The organism is Dyadobacter sp. 3J3, assembly GCF_009801115.1.
GTDB lineage: Bacteria > Bacteroidota > Bacteroidia > Cytophagales > Spirosomataceae > Dyadobacter.
This window is the reverse complement of record NZ_VTOL01000007.1, coordinates 393,950-410,845: the sequence shown is the minus strand read 5'-3', so window position 1 is coordinate 410,845 and position 16,896 is coordinate 393,950. Positions and strand designations below refer to the sequence as shown.

Sequence of the window (16,896 nt, the reverse complement as noted above, 5' to 3'; positions counted from 1 at the left end):
TTGCTCGCTCAATCTCCTGACTCCGTTAGGAGTCTCCTGGAATTGTGAGATATTTCTTCATTTGACAAGAAATTTTCCAGATAATTGCGATTGTCGATATATTAAAATGTTTTTATTTAACTCAAATACAATATTCACCATATCCTATTCAAGACTGTACTTTGTTGGTTTCTTCTATAAATAGGATGCTCTAACGAGCGGTGATTAGTTGAGTGATCCGATATTTATTAAGTTATAGATTTCGTTTTTCCATGGTAAAAAGTGTATTCCATAGATAATAAACCTCGCTTGATCCATCCACCACATCGTGGTGTCCTGTTTATAGAAGAAAATTGCTCGCTCAATCTCCTGACTCCGTTAGGAGTCTCCTGGAATTGTGAGATATTTCTTCATTTGACAAGAAATTTTCCAGATAATTGCGATTGTCGATATATTAAAATGTTTTTATTTAACTCAAATACAACATTTGGCACATCATCTGATAACATTTAAAACATTACTTTGTCAGTTATTCAAAACCGCAACCCGGTTGAAACTGATCAAATTATTGAAATGAAAAGAAGAGATTTTTTTAGAAATTCCTCCCTCACGGTAGCAGCAGGATCGTTGTTTTCTCCATTGGATCTGTTAGGAAGTAAAAACAGCATTATAAAAGGAAGCGGCACTATCGCCAAAAATATTATTTTCATGGTAAGTGACGGGATGAGTACCGGCACACTCAATATGGCCAGCCTTTTATTACAAAGAAAAGAAGGAAGACAAAGCCACTGGATGCAATTATATCTGGATAACAAAGCGAAACGTGCGTTTATGGATACGGCCTCAGCAAACTCATTTGTTACTGATTCGGCTGCGGCGAGTTCTGCCTGGGGTGGGGGAGTACGGGTAAATAACGGATCTTTGAATGCCAATCCGGACGGAAGTTATAATAAACCTATTTTACAGAAATTCAAGGAAGCTGGTAAATCCGTAGGTTGTGTGACATCCGTTCCGATCACGCATGCGACGCCGGCAGGTTTTTGTATCAATAACAAATCAAGGGGTGATCAGAACGATATTGCCTTGCAATATTTACCTTTAAAATTTGACGTGATGATGGGTGGAGGACAGGATTATTTCGATCCTGCAAAAAGAAAAGACAAGGATAACGTATACAAAAAATTCGATGAGGCTGGTTATGTAACGGTTAAAAATAAAAAGGAATTATTCAATCTTTCTGCTTCTGAAACCAAACCTTTACTCGGTGTTTTTGCCGATAATGCTTTACCATTTTTAGTTGATCATCAGCATGACACTGCTTTGATAGACCAAATTCCGACCCTGGCTGAAATGACAAAAGCGGCTATTGATAAATTGAAGAAAAACAAAAAAGGCTTTGTGATGCAGGTTGAAGGAGGAAAAGTGGATTGGGCTGCACATTCCAACGATTCTGCGGGATTACTTTATGACCAGATCGCTTTTGACGATGCTATTAAAATAGCCATTGATTTTGCTGAACAGGATAAAGAAACACTTGTCATCATTACAACAGATCACGGAAATGCCAATCCAGGTTTATTTTCTGGGTCAATGACCGAGAAAAATTTCGATTATATGCATCATTTCAAACATAGCAACGACTGGGTTTTAAACGGAATCAATAAGAATTCAACTTCATCACAAATCATTGAGCGACTGGAAGAAGCGCAAGGTTACGCAATCAAAAAAGCGGAGGCTGAAAGTTTGCTGGCGCATTATACTACTTTGAATGAAGAAGGTTTATATAATCCTAAAAAACTGCCTTTCAAAGAACTTGGCCAAATACAGTCGGCTTATACTTCGATAGGCTGGGCAGGGATGGATCATTCTGCGGATTATGTTGAACTGGCGATGTTTGGCCCAGGAAGTGAAATGCTAAAACCATTTGTAAAAAACACGGATCTGCACAATTTTATGCTGGATGCTACGGATGTCAGGAAGCAAAGCTGATCAAATATTAAAAAGAATTCTGACCGTCCGAAACCGTACAAAAGTGTACGATTTCGGACGGTTTTATTTTGTTTAAAACTGTAACTATTTGATATACAGAAACAAAAATTTGTGGCAAGGCTTTTTCAAAACGAAATAAACAAAAGAGAATTAGAATCACCGGTAAATGTCTTTATCCTTGTGAATCAAAATCTCAAATCATACTTTATAATGATCAAATTAGAAAAAATTTCCAAGCACTATCCGGCAGGTTTTGGCAAGACATACGTGTTGCGTCATATTGATTTGAATATTAAGGAAGGCGAGTTTGTCTCCATTATGGGCCCGTCCGGTTCTGGGAAATCAACTTTGCTGCATATTTTGGGATTGCTTGAAGAGCCATCGGAAGGTGAATATTTGTTCCTCGACGATCCGGTTCAAAAACTGACTGAAAAAAAACGCACAGAATTACACCGTCATCATATTGGTTTCGTATTTCAGGCTTATCATTTAATTGATGAACTGACGGTTTATGAAAACATCGAAACGCCATTGCTTTACAAAGGTGTCTCCGGTTCTGAAAGAAAAAGCCGTGTGGCCGAATTGCTGGATCGTTTCAATATGGTAGCAAAAAAAGATCTTTTTCCACATCAGCTTTCAGGCGGACAGCAGCAGTTGGTAGGTGTAGCCCGTGCCATTGTGCATAATCCAAAAGTGATTTTTGCGGATGAACCAACCGGAAATCTGCATTCAGAGCAAGCGGTGGAAATTATGGAATTATTTCAAAAACTTAATCAGGAAGATAAGGTAACGATTGTGCAGGTAACCCACTCGGAGGCAAACGCTACGTATGGAAACCGTGTAATCAGGCTGAAAGATGGCTGGCTGGCTTAATTCATTACCTATCCTCTACAATTTATCTATTAGCCATGAAACGTTTATTACTCCTTTTTTGTCTGTTTCCATGTTTTGCACACGCGCAAAAAACGCTGACTCTTGCAGATTGTGTCGAACTTCTGTCCAGAAATAACCTGGTATACCGTGCCGGGAATCTTCAGGCGGAAGTGGCGCAGGCAAATTTACGCCAGACAAAATCGTTGATTTTACCGCAAATTAACGTCGGGGCTAATCATAGCTTAAATCTTGGACGTAGTATTGACCAGTATACCAATGCGTATATTGATGAGCTTTACAACTACAATTCTATCGGGGCCAATTTCCAGATGAATATATTCCAGGGATTCAAAATTCAAAACCAGATTCGCCAAAGTCAGGTGTTGAAGGAATCTGCGGATGAAAACAGAAAGGCGGTTTTGAACGGACAAACGATTTTGCTTTTGCAGGGATATGTAAATGTTTTGGCAACAAAATCTTTATATGAATCGTATGTTCAGCAAGTTGAGTCGTCCAAACAGCAGGTTGACCGGGTTGAAAAACAATTGAATGCCGGAGTGGCAGCGCAGAGTACCCTTTATGAAATCAAAGCCACCCTTGCCAATGACCGGTTTGATATGGTGACGGCTTTAAATAATTATAAAACAGCCCGATTGGCTTTGTTTCAAAGAATGAACCTTGAACCGGACGATTCGGTAATTTTTGAACCGCTTAACCCAATCGAATGGCCGGTAGATTCGAAAGATATTCAGGCTGTTTATGAAGATGCCCTTAAACAATTTCCTGAAATTAAAAGTGCTGAACTGACGCGTAAAAGTTATTACTATCTGGTGAAATCGATCAAGGCAAACAATTATCCTTCCCTAGTTTTGGGTGCTAATATCGGAGCCTTTTATGCTTCAACCAATACTAGTCTTGATTATTTCAAACAGCTGAACGCGACACGAAATGGTTCTTTAAGTTTGGGATTAAACATTCCGATTATGGGTCGCTGGGTAACACGTCCACGTGTGGAACTGGCAAAAGTGCAGGAACGCCAGGCGCAAAACCAGTTTGATATTGCCAAACAATTATTGCGTCAGTCGGTTGAATTGGCTGTTCTGGATGTAAACAGTACTGCGGATCGCTTCGGTGCGGCGCAAGGCCAGGTGGAATCACTTACAGAAAGTTTCGGAGTAGTGGAAAGTAAATTGAATGCAGGAACGGCCAATATTTTTGAATATGCATTAGCAAAAGCGAATCTTGGAAAGTCACAGGCCAATGCAATTCAGGCAAAATATGAATATATGATGAAACAGAGATTACTTCAATTTTACCGCCAGGGAAACTGGACAGGTATATATTAGGAAAGATATTGACGTGGGACAAAAGTTGATGGCTACGTGCCAAAAACCGGAAGTTTCTTAGTTAGTTAGGTTGGTAATACTTAGAGGCCGCATGCAGTGCAGGCCTCTTTTTTTTATATTTTTTGTTAAAAAAATTTAAAAATTATTAAATAAGAAATTGGTTACATATTCTTTGTTATATTGGCCTTGAAATCAACTACTCATAGTCATGAAAAAAACTCTTCTTATTGGTTTGACAGCATTTATCTGTTATGCCGGTTCTGTTATGGCACAATTGCAGCCAGGTGTAAAGTACGTAGGTGCCACGATTAATTTTAACGGCTATAATCAGAATTCAGATTTTGGTTATAACAACAATAATATTAAGTCGAATCTAATCTCTATAAATCCATCCCTTCAATTCGGGAAATTTATAAAAGAAAATAGAATGATTGGGATAGGATTAGGTACCAATATTATTCTTGTCAATGGAAAAACCTTATCATCAAATGTTGTATATCATGGCCGGACAACGAATGTAGCGTACTCGCTTTCTCCTTATATTAGGCATTATAAATCATTGAGCCCTAAGTGGGCTGTTTTTTTGAACTCCTCCGTTGTTCTGACATATTCACACAATAAAAGTTCGGGAAATCAACTGCCAACCACTAAAACTGATGGATATGCGGGAGGGATTCAATTAACACCGGGAATATCCTACTGGATCACACCGAGATTTGCTTTGGAGTCGGATTTGAATTTTTTGTCGCTTGCTGCGGGATATCAAAGCTTATGGGGAGAGAAAAATATGTATTTCAATTCTGCCGTCACAAGTGACTTAACCCGTTCTTTTTCTGTAAGAGCGGCATGGTATCTTCAAAAACAATAATAAACTCAACTCATGAAAAATATATTTTATATACTCATCATACTTGTTTTGGGTTCTTCCCGACTTGCATTTGCTCAGTTTGAAGGCCAGAAATTTATATCTGGCTCTGCATCGGTTAGTTTCAATAATAGAAATCCTAATGAAGCTAAAAGCACTAATAGTTATGGCTATGATTTTGATATAAGTCTGGGGAAATTCAAAACAAATACAGTCGCTTCCGGATGGAGACTGAACACATCTCTTGCCGGGTCGAAAGCAATATACAGGACGTATCCGGATGGTTCTGCAATTGAGCACGACAAATCAGGAATAAAAGGATTTGGAGCCGGGATTGGTAAATTTTGGCAGTTTTATAAACACTTTAATGATAAAATAGGTGTTTATGCCGGGCCGAATATAGATCTATCTTATAATAATTCAGACACATATTCTGTAAGCTCTGGTCCTTCGGAATTGATTAAAACCAAAGCAAATGCTGTTAATCTTTCAGCGGGTATAAGTGCCGGATTTTACTATAAATTTTCCGAGAAGTGGTGGGTTACAGCCAATATTGCTGCATCCAGCCCCATTAATGTAAGTTATTCAATGACAAAACAGACAAGCGAGGATTCTGATTATTACGTAAAACAGAAGACACTGAATTATGGATTCAGCCCAAGTTTTACATTTCCAAGCGTAGGTTTTGGTTTGCGCTATTTTTATGGCAGATAATAAATAATTAACCAATCACTATTAGAAAAACGGTAGATATGCCTTACTTATGTATCTACCGTTTTATTTGTTTAAATGAAAAAGTATTTTGTTATCCTCGGCATTCTCTTCATTTCCTCATGCCATAAGCCGAATTACACCGCGCTTGATAAGGTTTGGGAGCCGGATTATTCCGTAGACAGGTCAGAGAGTTCCATTCAAGCCTTTGAAAAGAAAGATTCTGAAAAGATGCCTGCACCTGGCGGAATCGTTTTTGCAGGGAGTTCTACCTTTACAAAATGGCAAAGTGCAGCGCAGGATCTTGCACCGTTACCGATTATCAACCGCGGTTTTGGAGGTTCTACTTTCCCGGAAGTGATCCATTATGCCAACAAAACAATCTTTAAATACCATCCCAAAACAGTTGTTATTTATTGCGAAAATGACATGTTTGGCAAGAAGGTAAAATCGCCTGAACAGGTGAGGGACGAGTATATGAAACTTACTAAAATGATTCACGAGCAGGAACCGAAGGCAAAGATTTACGGGATTTCGTTAAAACCTTCACCATCGCGTTGGAATAAAAAAGAAGATGTTCAGATAGCGAACCAGTTAATAAAGGACTTTATCAAAAGTGATCGTAATCATGAGTATATCGATATCTGGCCGGTCATGATCAAAGATGGCCGTCCGGATGGAAGTATTTTCCTGAGTGATAGTCTGCATATGAATGAGGAAGGTTACAAACGGTGGACTTCTGTATTGAAACCAATTTTACTAAAAGACGAGTAAAATACATTTGACTTCTGTCTTAGATGTTTTGTGAGGTTTCAAGATTTAAAAGTAATATTAAGGGTATAGGTTTTAAAGTAAAGTCACTATATTAACCGAAAAAATAGATTTCCGGAGACTAAAAGTGATAGCGCATTCAAAATAATGAAAGTAACGGCGGTTTTTGACATTGGCAGGACCAATAAAAAGTATGTACTTTTTGATGAAAAGTATCAGATTGTAGAGGAGGTAACAGAATCACTTCCTGAGACAGTTGATGAGGACGGATTTCCGACAGAGGATATTGAACTTCTTACAGAATGGGTTCAGGAACGTTGGACGGATCTGAAAAATAATCCGAAATACCAGATTCAGGCTGTGAATGCCGCGGCATATGGTGCAAGTCTTGTTCATCTGGATGCAAGTAATAGGCCAGTTACACCTTTGTATTCTTATCTTAAACCGCTGCCGGATGCGTTATTGAGCCAATTTTACAGTACGCATGGTGATCCAACAAGGATAGCGCTTCAAACAGGTTCGCCCGCGATGGGCATGCTCAATTCGGGTATGCAGTTGTATTGGTTGAAATATACCCAACCGGATGTTTACAAGAAAATAATTTCTTCCCTGCATTTGCCACAGTACATTTTATATTTACTAACAGGCAGAAAAGCAAGTGATTATACCTCTTTGGGATGCCATACAGCCTTATGGAGTTTTGAAATGTGGGACTATCACGAATGGGTAAAAGCAGAGGCGGTTCAGAAAAAACTGCCTCCCGTACTTGCTTCATCATCATTTATTTACAGAGATGGTGAAAAAAGTATGCAGTCAGGTTTTGGCTTGCATGATAGTTCGGCTGCTCTGGTACCTTACCGTTTGGCGATAAAAACACCGTTTGTCCTTTTATCAACAGGTACCTGGTGTATTAATTTTAATCCATTTTATTCCAAACCTTTGACGGGAAATCAGCTGCATCAGGATTGTATGAATTATCTTACGCCTGAGGGAAGCGGGGTTACAACTTCGCGTCTTTTTATGGGTAAGGAACATGATTTTCAGGTTGCCCGTATCGCAGAGTATTTTAATCAGGATGCTGATTTTTATAAAAGTGTTGTCTTTAATGAAGAGATATTAAACGCAGATACACCGCCGTTTTATTCCGCATGTATGACCGGTAATGGTCCTTTCCCTGAAGCAAATACAAAAGAATGGCAGGTTAGTGCTTTTAAAACAGCCGAAGCCGCGTATCATCATTTGTTGAAAGGGCTTACCGATATGTTGACAGTTTCATTAAATCTTATCGGAATTAATGAAGTACAGGCTATCTATATCGATGGTGGATTCTCGAAAAATGAGATTTTTACAAAACTCGTAGCCCACAATTTCCCGGAACACAAAGTATATGCAACGGATTTGCCTTATGCGACTTCACTTGGTGCAGCTTTGCATGTAACACGTCCGCAATCTTTTGAGTTTTTAGGAGAAATTAAGGAAGTTACAGGTTTTTAAAAAGTTGAATTATTATTGAGAGCTCCATTTGCTTTGGCAATTGGAGCTCTCAATAATAATCTAATGTCAGCTAATCCGGCTCCAGTTTGTTTCTTCTTTCCGCATATTGCTCAAATGCTTCTTGATCGGAGCATTTTCAGGTAATTCTAAATCCGGATCCGTATTCAAAATAGCTTCGGCTGAAATTCTTGCCGCTTTCAAAATTTCTCCGTCCTGGGCAAGATTTGCAATCAATAAATCCATCAATCCACTTTGCTGGGTTCCCGAAATATCTCCCGGTCCACGAAGCTGTAAATCTACTTCTGCAATTTCAAAACCATCATTAGTCCGGCACATGGTTTCAAGCCGGAGTTTTGTTTCCTTGCTGATTTTATAATCGGTTATCAGAATACAATACGATTGCTCCGCACCCCGGCCAACGCGTCCACGGAGCTGGTGCAATTGAGATAAACCAAATCTTTCCGCATTTTCAACAATCATCACCGATGCATTCGGCACATTTACACCAACCTCGATAACAGTCGTGGCCACCATGATTTTTGTTTCTGCTTTAACAAAACGGGCCATTTCGAAATCCTTATCCTTTGGCTTCATTTTACCATGAAGAATACTCAGCGGCACATCAGGAAATGCTCTGGATACACTTTCGTAACCGTCCATCAAATCCTTCAAATCCAGTTTTTCAGATTCTTCAATCAATGGATAAACCATGTAGATCTGTCGGCCTTTTGCAATTTCATCACGAATAAAACCAAAAACAGAAAGTCGGTGCGCATCATACCGGTGAACGGTTTTAATAGGTTTTCTCCCCGCCGGTAATTCATCAATCGCAGAAATATCAAGATCTCCGTAAAGCGTCATAGCCAGCGTTCTTGGAATTGGCGTGGCTGTCATCACCAGCATATGGGGACTGGTATATTTATTTTTAGCCCAAAGTTTACTTCGCTGCGCCACACCAAACCGATGCTGTTCGTCAATGACACAAAGTCCCAGATTTTTGAATTGCACAATATCTTCGATCAATGCATGAGTTCCCACGATGATTTGCATGGAGCCGTCCAGAAGCTGGGAATGAATGATTTCACGATCTTTTTTCTTAGTTGAACCCGTCAGTTTTCCAATGTTGATACCTAACGAATCCGCAAACTTTTTCAGTCCCTGATAATGCTGATCGGTCAGAATTTCGGTTGGTGCCATCAAACAGGCTTGTGCATCATTATCCAATGCCAAAAGCATGGTAATAAAAGCGACAATTGTTTTTCCTGAACCCACATCACCTTGCAGCAAACGGTTCATTTGTTTACCCGTTTTCAGATCTTCACGAATCTCATGCAACACGCGAACCTGCGCGCCTGTAAGTTCAAAGGGTAGATGATTTTCGTAAAATTCCCTTAGCAAGGCAGTTTTTGTAAAAACTTGCCCGGGGTATTCAGTTTTATGTAAAAGCTTGTTTTTGATCAATCTGAACTGATTGTAAAAAAGCTCTTCAAATTTCAGTCTTCTTTCTGATTGATGTAACCATGGCTGGCTTTGCGGATTATGCAGATTCCAAAGTGCATCTGCCTTGGTAACCATCCGGTATTTCTGAACCAGATTTTCAGGCAAAGTCTCATGAATATGTGGCCTGGAAATTTCAAGCAGGGTACGGATAAGCTTTCCGATAACCTTGCTATCCACAAACCTCCTGCGAAGTTTTTCAGTTAAAGGATAAACCGGCTGCCAATAGCCGCCTTTCTCGTTTTCGGCTGTTAGTAATTCAATTTCCGGATGTGTAATACTCCATTTGGAGCCAAAAGCGACCGGTTTTCCGTAAACGATATATTCAGTATTAGGCCTCAGACTTTTCTCAAAATAAGTAATTCCCTGAAACCATACCAGTTCCAAAACACCGCTGCCATCCGAAAATTGAGCAACCAGTCTTTTCTTATTTCCCTCACCAACGAGTGTCCAATCCCTAAGCCTGCCTTTAATCTGGGCTGATGGCATTAACTCTGATAACTGGCTGATCCTGTGAAATATCGTGCGGTCTTCGTGACGAAATGGATAGTGCTGCAACAGATCGCCGTACGTGAATATTCCCAATTCCTGGTTTAGCAAAGCGGCCCTTTGTGGCCCCATGCCTTTCAGGAATTCGATTTTGGTATCGAAAAAGTTTGTTCGGACGGATATTTGCTCTTGGGAAGTCATTTTTCAAAAGTACGAAATTTGAACTAAATCACTTGGTTAACAACTTTTCAATTGCGTATTTCGTTACTCGAAACAACAACCATCACTTAACCAAGTTTATGAAATCTTTATTTTTAAGTTTATTCCTAACATTAGTCGGTTTATCATTTGCATCAGCACAAACTGCGCCTGAGAGCCCAAGAATCACTGCCGAAAGCAAAAATGTTTCAGTAGCATACGGACAGCCATCAAAACGCGGTCGTGTTGTTTTTGGAAAAGAAGGAAGCGGCAGCCTTGAACCTTTCGGAAAAGTATGGAGAATCGGGGCTAATAATGCTACTGAAATTACATTCAAAAAAGACGGAATGTTTGGTGGCAAAGCAGTTAAAGCCGGTACTTATACTTTGTTTGCAACGCCAAACGAAAAGGAGTGGACTTTGATTCTTAACAGCACTCTGAAACAATGGGGAGCTTATAAATATGATGAAATTAAAGACAAAGATGTATTGAAAGTTACGGTTCCTGCCAAAACATATTCTACATCAATGGAAAAACTTACTTTCACGGTAAAAGATACAGAGTTACAATTCCAGTGGGATAAAGCTGGTTTTACTGTTCCTTTGAAATTCTAATTTTCAATAATTGTAAAAGAAACGCCGGTCATGAGAAATCAGGATCGGCGTTTCTTTTTGTTGCAACAAGTTGTTTTTACATATTCTGCCGGATCATATTTTCCAAAACCTGAAGATGATCCGTAAATGCTTTCTGTCCGATTTCTGTGGCCTTATAGGTTGTGAGTGGTTTTCTTCCATTAAATTGTTTCTCAAACTGTACATATTCAGTTTCCTCCAACGCTTTAAGATGTGACGCAAGATTCCCATCTGTGAGTTGTAATAGCGCTTTCAGCTCATTAAAACTTACAGCATCATTCACCACCAGTACCGACATTATTCCCAGCCGTACTTTACTTTCAAAAACTTTATTAAATTTTTCTAACCATTCCATTCTGCCCGCAAGTTATGAAGTCATTCCCGAACTACTTGTTGACTTCCATAAAAAGTAGTGCATCGCGGTTTCTCAGCCATATGGCCTGATCGCGTAAATTATTTGCCTGAGCCGTAATCAAAGTGGATGCCAGGCCAGTTCCCAGCGATACCCAAAAGAATTTTTTCAAGGCATCGCGATTTCCTGTGACCAGCGAAGTTATAGAACCGGCCGAACCTACAAGAGAAATTACCAAAGCAATATTTTTCCTGCGTCTCGACTGAACATAAAGCTGCATACCACCTGGTGAAATTGAGAATTCACTTCGGATTGCTTTTTGTCCTGAATAAACCATGTTATTCTTGATGTAACTATTGTTTCCCTGTAGGTAAATTGTTTCTTTATCATACCATTTTCTGGCCGTGCTGTCAACCGTTATGGGTATCGCAACTTGTGCATGAGAATAACCGGTTGATAAAATTAAAAAAAGCAGTACTGCGAAACCTCCCGTTTTTGAGATATTCTTAGCCTTATCTTCTTCCAGGTCATATTTTTTGTACATAGCCAGTCCATAGACAATATGTAACAAACCAAAACCAATTGCCCAAAAAAGTAAAGAAAATCCGGTAAAAAACAGCGCGGTGCAACCAATCGCAATTTCAAAAATTCCCATGTAGGAAACTTCCGGCCATGTATAGCGACTTGCGTTGACGAGTGCCAATCCGTAAAAAATTAGTGTTGCCGGTAAAACCAGCCAGATATATCCATAAGAAAGCATAGCCAGGCAGAAGATACCGCCGGTTCCCAGCGGTATCATCATACTTAACAAAAGCCGTCTCGAACTGCTATTCCATACATGAAAACCTCGTTTTCTCCCTTTTCTAACTGTGAAAATAATTCCAACAGCCAGCGAAAAGAACAAAACCAGAAAGCCGTCAAGAAGTAAAAAGCGGATCGCTTCGTTTTGAGTTGTGGCCGCAGCAGGCGTGTATGAAAAACTTTCAGAAAACCAGTCTGTTTTTAAACGAACGTAGGCGACAGCTGCACCGATAATAGCAAATAAACCTGCAAAAACACCACTTAATCCGCTTAGAGACAGGAATTTTGAAGACCGTTCCATCAGGCTTCGGATTTCGTTCAGTGTGTGTAACGAGTCTTGATTTGAGGACATAGAGATTAAGTCAGATGCTAAAATGAAGGTTTAGTTTATCGTTTGAAATATATCCCAAATTTTGGGCAGGAAAATGAAACCGGCAACAAATATGGCTGAAATGGCAAGTATCAAAACGCCGGCCGCAGCAACATCTTTTATAATTTTAATGGTTGGGTGATACGTTGAAGAAATCATATCCGCAATTTTTTCAATGGCTGTATTAAATGCTTCTGCTGCCCATACAAGGGCTATCTGGATTATAATGATACACCATTCTATGTTTGAAATTTTGAACAAGATTCCGGCAACAAAAACAACCACTGCGGCCAATAAATGTATTTTTGCATTGTTTTCATGACGAAACAAACTATAAATACCAAAACCTGCGTAGCGGAAACTTTTAATTGCTTTACGAATATTTATGGGTTGATTCATTTCTATTGAGTTCTGCGAAAATATGGAACGCAAAGTACAACAACATCAGCACGAACGAAAACGTGAAGGTATGTTTTATGGCAAACGGATCAATCATGCTTTTCAAAATACCGCGCGAAAGTGCAACAGGATTTGACACAATGTCCCAACTATTCCAGCGGCCATACCGACCCAGAAATACGCCAAATCCACTCAAAAACATAGAAAGTGCAACGATCAGCCATGCTGCATACTGATTCCAGCGATGGGTTAGCAAACGGTGAACAATTCTTATGGAATAAAGCCCGGTAAGAAAACCTGCAACGGCAAAAGTGAATATCATGACGGCATCATACCAAACCATATTTTCAGGGGTAGCTCTCAAATGCAAGAGATCGGTGACGATGTAAGGCGCATTTGGAAAAAACAAAAGCCAGATCACAAGATGAATCCAAAGCAGAAAAGTAGGCGTACGGCGGCTCAGTTCTCTTTCCCAAGCCCATTTGATATAAAATAAGGGAACCCAGGCCAAAAACAGATTCCAGGTCATAAAAATAAATCCCAGATTCTGGGTTACGACAATACGAAAAAATAGAAGTGCAACCGAAGAAGCTGAAACCAGTGCGAGCAAAGCAAATTTTGAGTTGCTTTGTAAATAGCGGAGAATTTTATCCAATGTCATAAAATTGATATAAAAGTACTTTGAGTTACAAAGTAAATATATAGAACTTTAATTCACTAATTATTAGTGCAATTTTTTAACAGTAACATAAATTGATCTGACGGGTTATTTTTTTGCAGAATAAGCTTCCATCATCTGCCATTCTCTGCCTGCCGTTTTGGCTTTGAAGGTTTCCAAGCAGCCACGATCCTGCAAGGTGATGTAGCAGGTTTTTCCATTGCTGCCACCAAAGCAGATATTGGATACTTTTTTACCGATTGTGGTGATGGTTTGAATTACTTTTCCATCCGGCGATAATACTGCAACTTCACCTTTTCCATGACGGGCAATGTATAAATTCCCTTCAACATCACAACGCATTCCATCCATACCGCCATCAGCAAATGTATGGATCAGGCGTTTGTTTGATAAGGTTCCGTCGGCAGCAAGATCAAAAGCCCACACATTTCGCTGGACACTTTCATTGACGTAAAGTGTTTTTTCGTCCGGACTTATGTCAATTCCGTTCGTAGTGCCCATTTTTTCGGCTACCAATCTTGTTTTTCCTTCCGGAGAAACGTGCCAGATCTGTCCGGTTCCATCTTTCCAGTTTGGGTCCGAACAAAAAATGTTTCCACTTTTTGTAATAGCCAGATCGTTTGGCTGGTTCATTTTTGGCTCATTGGCCAAAACAGTAACGGTTTTTGTAATGATGTCAACTTTCAGAACATTATGTCCTGTAAAATCGGCTACGTAAAAAGTATTTTTGTCTCCAAAACGTATTCCGTTTCCGGTACTTCCTTTTGGAAGTGTTATGAAAAATCCTGATTTTCCTCTTTTATTCATCATGGCAATGGTACCGTCCCTTGCAAAATTGACTGCATAAACATTCCCTTCCGAATCAACAGCCGGACCTTCACAGTTGGCCGTAAATTCGCCTTCTGCTGAAAATTTTTTGCTTGAAGTCTGGGCATAAGATATGCATCCTAATGAACAAAATATGCTCAAAAAATAGATAAAAGTTTTCATGGCTGGGAACGCTTTTGTTGATTGAGGGAATTGAAATGGTAAATTTTAAAGATTAGTTTTTCCACTTAATAGCGCATCCAACCGGCTTGGTCGTTAAGGTTACAACCGGCTTTCCTTCCAGCAGATTTGTTACGGCTTCATCAACATAAAATTTACTTGCACCTGCCGGATCCTGTGGATTATCGTCGATCAGTCCGATATAAGCTACGGTAAATTTGCCATTTGTTTTGGTCAGTACAAAAGCCTGTGGTGTCCGTGCAACGCCAAAAGCGCGGGCAGTTGTCTGTGCATCATCTTGCAGATAAGGATAGGTGTAACCTTTGGCTGACGCTCTGTCTTTCATTTTTTCAAAAGAATCATCCATATGAGTGCCCGGATCACTGGGATTTATAGCAATCACTGGAAAATTCCGGGAAGAATACTTGTTGTTTAAAGCGATAATCCTGTCTTCATAAGCCTTCGCGAAAGGACAGTGGTTGCTCGTGAATATTACTATAATTCCTTTTGCATTCGTATAGTCGGCAAGGGAAACAGTTTTTCCGTCAATATTTTTTAATTTAAAAACGGCCACTGCGTCACCAACCTGATAACCACCTGTTTGTGCAAATGCGAAATTTAAACTAAACAGCGTAATAAGTGATATCCACACAAAGCGTTTCATCTTTTTTAATTTAGTGATCATTCAATGCTCATGACGTTAGATAACATAAAAGTAACCGAAACAAATGTTAAGTTCTGTTAATGCCGGTAAAAGCAGGCATTGACGTTTTTTACCTATTATACGATGCGTGAAATCTTATGCGAATTACTTCACGGCTAAACATACGAAATTTAGTTATTAATTCACGTTTCAAATGCAATACGCTCTGAAATGGTGACATGTTGAGACAATTTTCAAATATTTCAAATGATAATTATGATAAAGCGTTGTGATTCTGTGGATATCTGCTTATCTTTGCACCTCGTTTTTGAATATCAGTTTACTATAAATTATTATCATGTACGCAATCGTAGAAATCGCAGGTCAGCAATTTAAAGTTGAAAAGGGTCGCGAAATCTTCACGCATAGGCTTGAAGGTGACGTGAACGCTGCTCTTGTGTTTGACAAAGTCCTACTCGTTGATAACGAAGGCACAGTACAAGTGGGTGTTCCTACAGTAGCAGGTGCTTCTGTAAAAGTTACGGTGCTTGAACACCTTAAAGGTGAAAAAGTGATCGTCTTCAAAAAGAAGAGACGTAAGGGTTACAAAGTTAAGAATGGTCACCGTCAGTATTTGACGAAGATCAGCATTGACGAAATCGTAGCTTAATTAAAAGCGGTATTCCGCTGCGGCCTGGTATTTATCAGGCTTATTCACAATCATCGAAAAAATTAAAAGTTAAGATATCATGGCACATAAGAAAGGTGTAGGTAGCTCTAGAAACGGACGTGAATCAGAAAGTAAGCGTCTGGGTGTTAAATTATTTGGCGGAGAGCACGCGAAAGCGGGTAATATCCTTGTTCGTCAGCGTGGAACAAAACACAATCCAGGTAACAACGTAGGTATCGGTCGTGACCATACTCTATTTGCTTTGGTTGAAGGACACGTTGTTTTCCGTAAAACTCGTTTGAACAAATCTTTTGTTCATATCGAACCTATCGCGGTTGCAGCTGCTCCTGTTGAAGTTGTTGCAGAAGCATAGTCAAAAGATTTTCGGTTAAGGCCGTAAAATTTTTTAAAAACCCGACGGATTTTTCCGCCGGGTTTTTGTTTTTAAATGGATTGATTTAAACCAAAAATAAATTTCCTGTGTTCTAAGCAAGGATTGAAAGAGTCAAATCATCCTGTATCACCGAATTTTATTAATTATCATGCTGTCACGTCCCGTTTTTGTATATACTGAATTAAGCCCGAACCCGAATTCAATGAAATTCGTGTTGAATTTTGAATTGGTTCCGGAAGGACTTTCCTTTGATTACCCTTCTCTTGAAGCGGCGACGGAAGAAGGTAAAGCTTCGCCTTTGGCAGCGGATCTTTTTCAATTTCCTCATGTGCAAAGGGTTTTTATAGCGAGCAATTTTATAACGATCTCCAAGAGTGACGATATCGCCTGGGAGGAAGTTTTGCGGGATACAAAACAGTTTATAAAAATATATTTTGAAGAAAATCATCCTGTGTTTTTTCAGGAAACGATTGAAAAAAATACATTGATCGTAGATGCAAGAGATTCTGACACCATCCAGAAAATTAAAGCAGCATTGGATCAATATGTAAGACCAGCCGTAGAATCGGACGGGGGAGCTATCAATTTCCACTCTTTCAATGAAGAAACGGGTACAGTAAAAGTTTTGTTGCAAGGTTCTTGCAGCGGATGTCCGTCATCAACTTTGACATTGAAAGCAGGCATTGAAAATTTATTGACACGTATGGTTCCTGATGTGAAAGAAGTTGTTGCGGAAGGAGTGTAGTTTAGCTTTTGG

The 16,896-nt window shown here is 39.5% G+C and carries 18 protein-coding genes; 11 read left to right on the top strand and 7 right to left on the bottom strand.

Annotated features, from left to right (window positions below; translation table 11 throughout):
• Positions 1-552: 552 nt before the first annotated feature.
• The 7 genes from FZF08_RS17490 (at position 553) to FZF08_RS17460 (ending at position 8,028) form a co-directional block, all read left to right on the top strand.
• A complete protein-coding gene (locus FZF08_RS17490; protein ID WP_159471059.1) occupies positions 553-1,968 on the top strand; it encodes an alkaline phosphatase in 1,416 nt (471 codons plus the stop codon).
• A 210-nt stretch (positions 1,969-2,178) separates the two neighbouring features.
• Positions 2,179-2,841 carry an ABC transporter ATP-binding protein gene (locus tag FZF08_RS17485; protein WP_159471057.1) on the top strand — a complete coding sequence of 221 codons (663 nt, stop codon included), beginning with the start codon at positions 2,179-2,181 and terminating at the stop codon, positions 2,839-2,841.
• A gap of 35 nt (positions 2,842-2,876) precedes the next feature.
• Positions 2,877-4,187, top strand: a complete 1,311-nt coding sequence (locus FZF08_RS17480) for a TolC family protein (RefSeq protein WP_159471055.1) — start codon at positions 2,877-2,879, stop codon at positions 4,185-4,187.
• Positions 4,188-4,395: 208 nt separating this feature from the next.
• A complete protein-coding gene (locus FZF08_RS17475) occupies positions 4,396-5,055 on the top strand; it encodes a hypothetical protein (RefSeq protein ID WP_159471053.1) in 660 nt (219 codons plus the stop codon).
• 12 nt (positions 5,056-5,067) lie between these two features.
• The gene (locus FZF08_RS17470) at positions 5,068-5,766 is read left to right on the top strand and encodes a hypothetical protein (RefSeq protein ID WP_159471051.1); all 699 of its coding nucleotides are present in this window, start codon (positions 5,068-5,070) and stop codon (positions 5,764-5,766) included.
• A gap of 75 nt (positions 5,767-5,841) precedes the next feature.
• Positions 5,842-6,537: a GDSL-type esterase/lipase family protein gene (locus tag FZF08_RS17465; protein ID WP_159471049.1), complete on the top strand. Its 696-nt coding sequence runs from the start codon at positions 5,842-5,844 to the stop codon at positions 6,535-6,537.
• A 144-nt stretch (positions 6,538-6,681) separates the two neighbouring features.
• Positions 6,682-8,028 (top strand): FGGY-family carbohydrate kinase, encoded by a 1,347-nt coding sequence (locus tag FZF08_RS17460; protein ID WP_159471047.1) that lies wholly within the window; start codon positions 6,682-6,684, stop codon positions 8,026-8,028.
• A 66-nt stretch (positions 8,029-8,094) separates the two neighbouring features.
• Here FZF08_RS17460 and recG read toward each other — a convergent pair whose 3' ends face one another.
• Complete coding sequence (gene recG, locus FZF08_RS17455) at positions 8,095-10,215, bottom strand: ATP-dependent DNA helicase RecG (protein ID WP_159471045.1); 2,121 nt, start codon at positions 10,213-10,215, stop codon at positions 8,095-8,097.
• A gap of 98 nt (positions 10,216-10,313) precedes the next feature.
• Here recG and FZF08_RS17450 point away from each other — a divergent pair, with 98 nt between their 5' ends.
• Entirely contained in the window at positions 10,314-10,826 is a 513-nt protein-coding gene (locus FZF08_RS17450) for a DUF2911 domain-containing protein (RefSeq protein WP_159471043.1), read from the top strand.
• Positions 10,827-10,902: 76 nt separating this feature from the next.
• On the opposite strand, the gene FZF08_RS17445 is transcribed toward FZF08_RS17450, so the two are convergent.
• The 6 genes from FZF08_RS17445 to FZF08_RS17420 form a co-directional block, all read right to left on the bottom strand.
• Positions 10,903-11,199, bottom strand: coding sequence for a transcriptional regulator (locus tag FZF08_RS17445; RefSeq protein ID WP_159471041.1), 297 nt, complete (start codon positions 11,197-11,199; stop codon positions 10,903-10,905).
• 31 nt (positions 11,200-11,230) lie between these two features.
• Positions 11,231-12,349 carry a hypothetical protein gene (locus FZF08_RS32205; protein WP_159471039.1) on the bottom strand — a complete coding sequence of 373 codons (1,119 nt, stop codon included), beginning with the start codon at positions 12,347-12,349 and terminating at the stop codon, positions 11,231-11,233.
• Between the two features lie 30 nt (positions 12,350-12,379).
• Positions 12,380-12,766, bottom strand: coding sequence for a diacylglycerol kinase family protein (locus FZF08_RS17435; RefSeq protein ID WP_159471037.1), 387 nt, complete (start codon positions 12,764-12,766; stop codon positions 12,380-12,382).
• On the bottom strand, positions 12,741-13,427 hold the full coding sequence (locus tag FZF08_RS17430) for a DUF1361 domain-containing protein (RefSeq protein ID WP_159471035.1): 687 nt from the start codon (positions 13,425-13,427) through the stop codon (positions 12,741-12,743). Before FZF08_RS17430 ends, FZF08_RS17435 begins: the two co-directional genes overlap by 26 nt.
• 105 nt (positions 13,428-13,532) lie before the next feature.
• Positions 13,533-14,435 (bottom strand): SMP-30/gluconolactonase/LRE family protein, encoded by a 903-nt coding sequence (locus FZF08_RS17425; RefSeq protein ID WP_159471033.1) that lies wholly within the window; start codon positions 14,433-14,435, stop codon positions 13,533-13,535.
• Positions 14,436-14,487: 52 nt separating this feature from the next.
• The gene (locus FZF08_RS17420; RefSeq protein WP_159471031.1) at positions 14,488-15,096 is read right to left on the bottom strand and encodes a thioredoxin family protein; all 609 of its coding nucleotides are present in this window, start codon (positions 15,094-15,096) and stop codon (positions 14,488-14,490) included.
• Between the two features lie 337 nt (positions 15,097-15,433).
• On the opposite strand from FZF08_RS17420, the gene rplU reads away from it, so the two are divergent.
• The 3 genes from rplU to FZF08_RS17405 all read left to right on the top strand — a co-directional run bounded on the left by rplU (position 15,434) and on the right by FZF08_RS17405 (position 16,884).
• Positions 15,434-15,745: a 50S ribosomal protein L21 gene (gene rplU, locus FZF08_RS17415; RefSeq protein ID WP_090335300.1), complete on the top strand. Its 312-nt coding sequence runs from the start codon at positions 15,434-15,436 to the stop codon at positions 15,743-15,745.
• A gap of 79 nt (positions 15,746-15,824) precedes the next feature.
• Entirely contained in the window at positions 15,825-16,118 is a 294-nt protein-coding gene (rpmA, locus tag FZF08_RS17410; protein WP_137340813.1) for a 50S ribosomal protein L27, read from the top strand.
• A 169-nt stretch (positions 16,119-16,287) separates the two neighbouring features.
• Positions 16,288-16,884, top strand: coding sequence for a NifU family protein (locus tag FZF08_RS17405; protein ID WP_159471029.1), 597 nt, complete (start codon positions 16,288-16,290; stop codon positions 16,882-16,884).
• The last annotated feature ends 12 nt before the right edge of the window (positions 16,885-16,896 follow it).

What these genes read in the sequence shown, in the direction of transcription:
- FZF08_RS17490 (WP_159471059.1), top strand. Translation starts at nt 553, where the DNA reads ATGAAAAGAAGAGATTTTTTTAGAAATTCCTCCCTCACGGTAGCAGCA.
- FZF08_RS17485 (WP_159471057.1), top strand. Translation starts at nt 2,179, where the DNA reads ATGATCAAATTAGAAAAAATTTCCAAGCACTATCCGGCAGGTTTTGGC.
- FZF08_RS17480 (WP_159471055.1), top strand. Translation starts at nt 2,877, where the DNA reads ATGAAACGTTTATTACTCCTTTTTTGTCTGTTTCCATGTTTTGCACAC.
- FZF08_RS17475 (WP_159471053.1), top strand. Translation starts at nt 4,396, where the DNA reads ATGAAAAAAACTCTTCTTATTGGTTTGACAGCATTTATCTGTTATGCC.
- FZF08_RS17470 (WP_159471051.1), top strand. Translation starts at nt 5,068, where the DNA reads ATGAAAAATATATTTTATATACTCATCATACTTGTTTTGGGTTCTTCC.
- FZF08_RS17465 (WP_159471049.1), top strand. Translation starts at nt 5,842, where the DNA reads ATGAAAAAGTATTTTGTTATCCTCGGCATTCTCTTCATTTCCTCATGC.
- FZF08_RS17460 (WP_159471047.1), top strand. Translation starts at nt 6,682, where the DNA reads ATGAAAGTAACGGCGGTTTTTGACATTGGCAGGACCAATAAAAAGTAT.
- recG (WP_159471045.1), bottom strand. Translation starts at nt 10,215, where the DNA reads ATGACTTCCCAAGAGCAAATATCCGTCCGAACAAACTTTTTCGATACC.
- FZF08_RS17450 (WP_159471043.1), top strand. Translation starts at nt 10,314, where the DNA reads ATGAAATCTTTATTTTTAAGTTTATTCCTAACATTAGTCGGTTTATCA.
- FZF08_RS17445 (WP_159471041.1), bottom strand. Translation starts at nt 11,199, where the DNA reads ATGGAATGGTTAGAAAAATTTAATAAAGTTTTTGAAAGTAAAGTACGG.
- FZF08_RS32205 (WP_159471039.1), bottom strand. Translation starts at nt 12,349, where the DNA reads ATGTCCTCAAATCAAGACTCGTTACACACACTGAACGAAATCCGAAGC.
- FZF08_RS17435 (WP_159471037.1), bottom strand. Translation starts at nt 12,766, where the DNA reads ATGAATCAACCCATAAATATTCGTAAAGCAATTAAAAGTTTCCGCTAC.
- FZF08_RS17430 (WP_159471035.1), bottom strand. Translation starts at nt 13,427, where the DNA reads ATGACATTGGATAAAATTCTCCGCTATTTACAAAGCAACTCAAAATTT.
- FZF08_RS17425 (WP_159471033.1), bottom strand. Translation starts at nt 14,435, where the DNA reads ATGAAAACTTTTATCTATTTTTTGAGCATATTTTGTTCATTAGGATGC.
- FZF08_RS17420 (WP_159471031.1), bottom strand. Translation starts at nt 15,096, where the DNA reads ATGAAACGCTTTGTGTGGATATCACTTATTACGCTGTTTAGTTTAAAT.
- rplU (WP_090335300.1), top strand. Translation starts at nt 15,434, where the DNA reads ATGTACGCAATCGTAGAAATCGCAGGTCAGCAATTTAAAGTTGAAAAG.
- rpmA (WP_137340813.1), top strand. Translation starts at nt 15,825, where the DNA reads ATGGCACATAAGAAAGGTGTAGGTAGCTCTAGAAACGGACGTGAATCA.
- FZF08_RS17405 (WP_159471029.1), top strand. Translation starts at nt 16,288, where the DNA reads ATGCTGTCACGTCCCGTTTTTGTATATACTGAATTAAGCCCGAACCCG.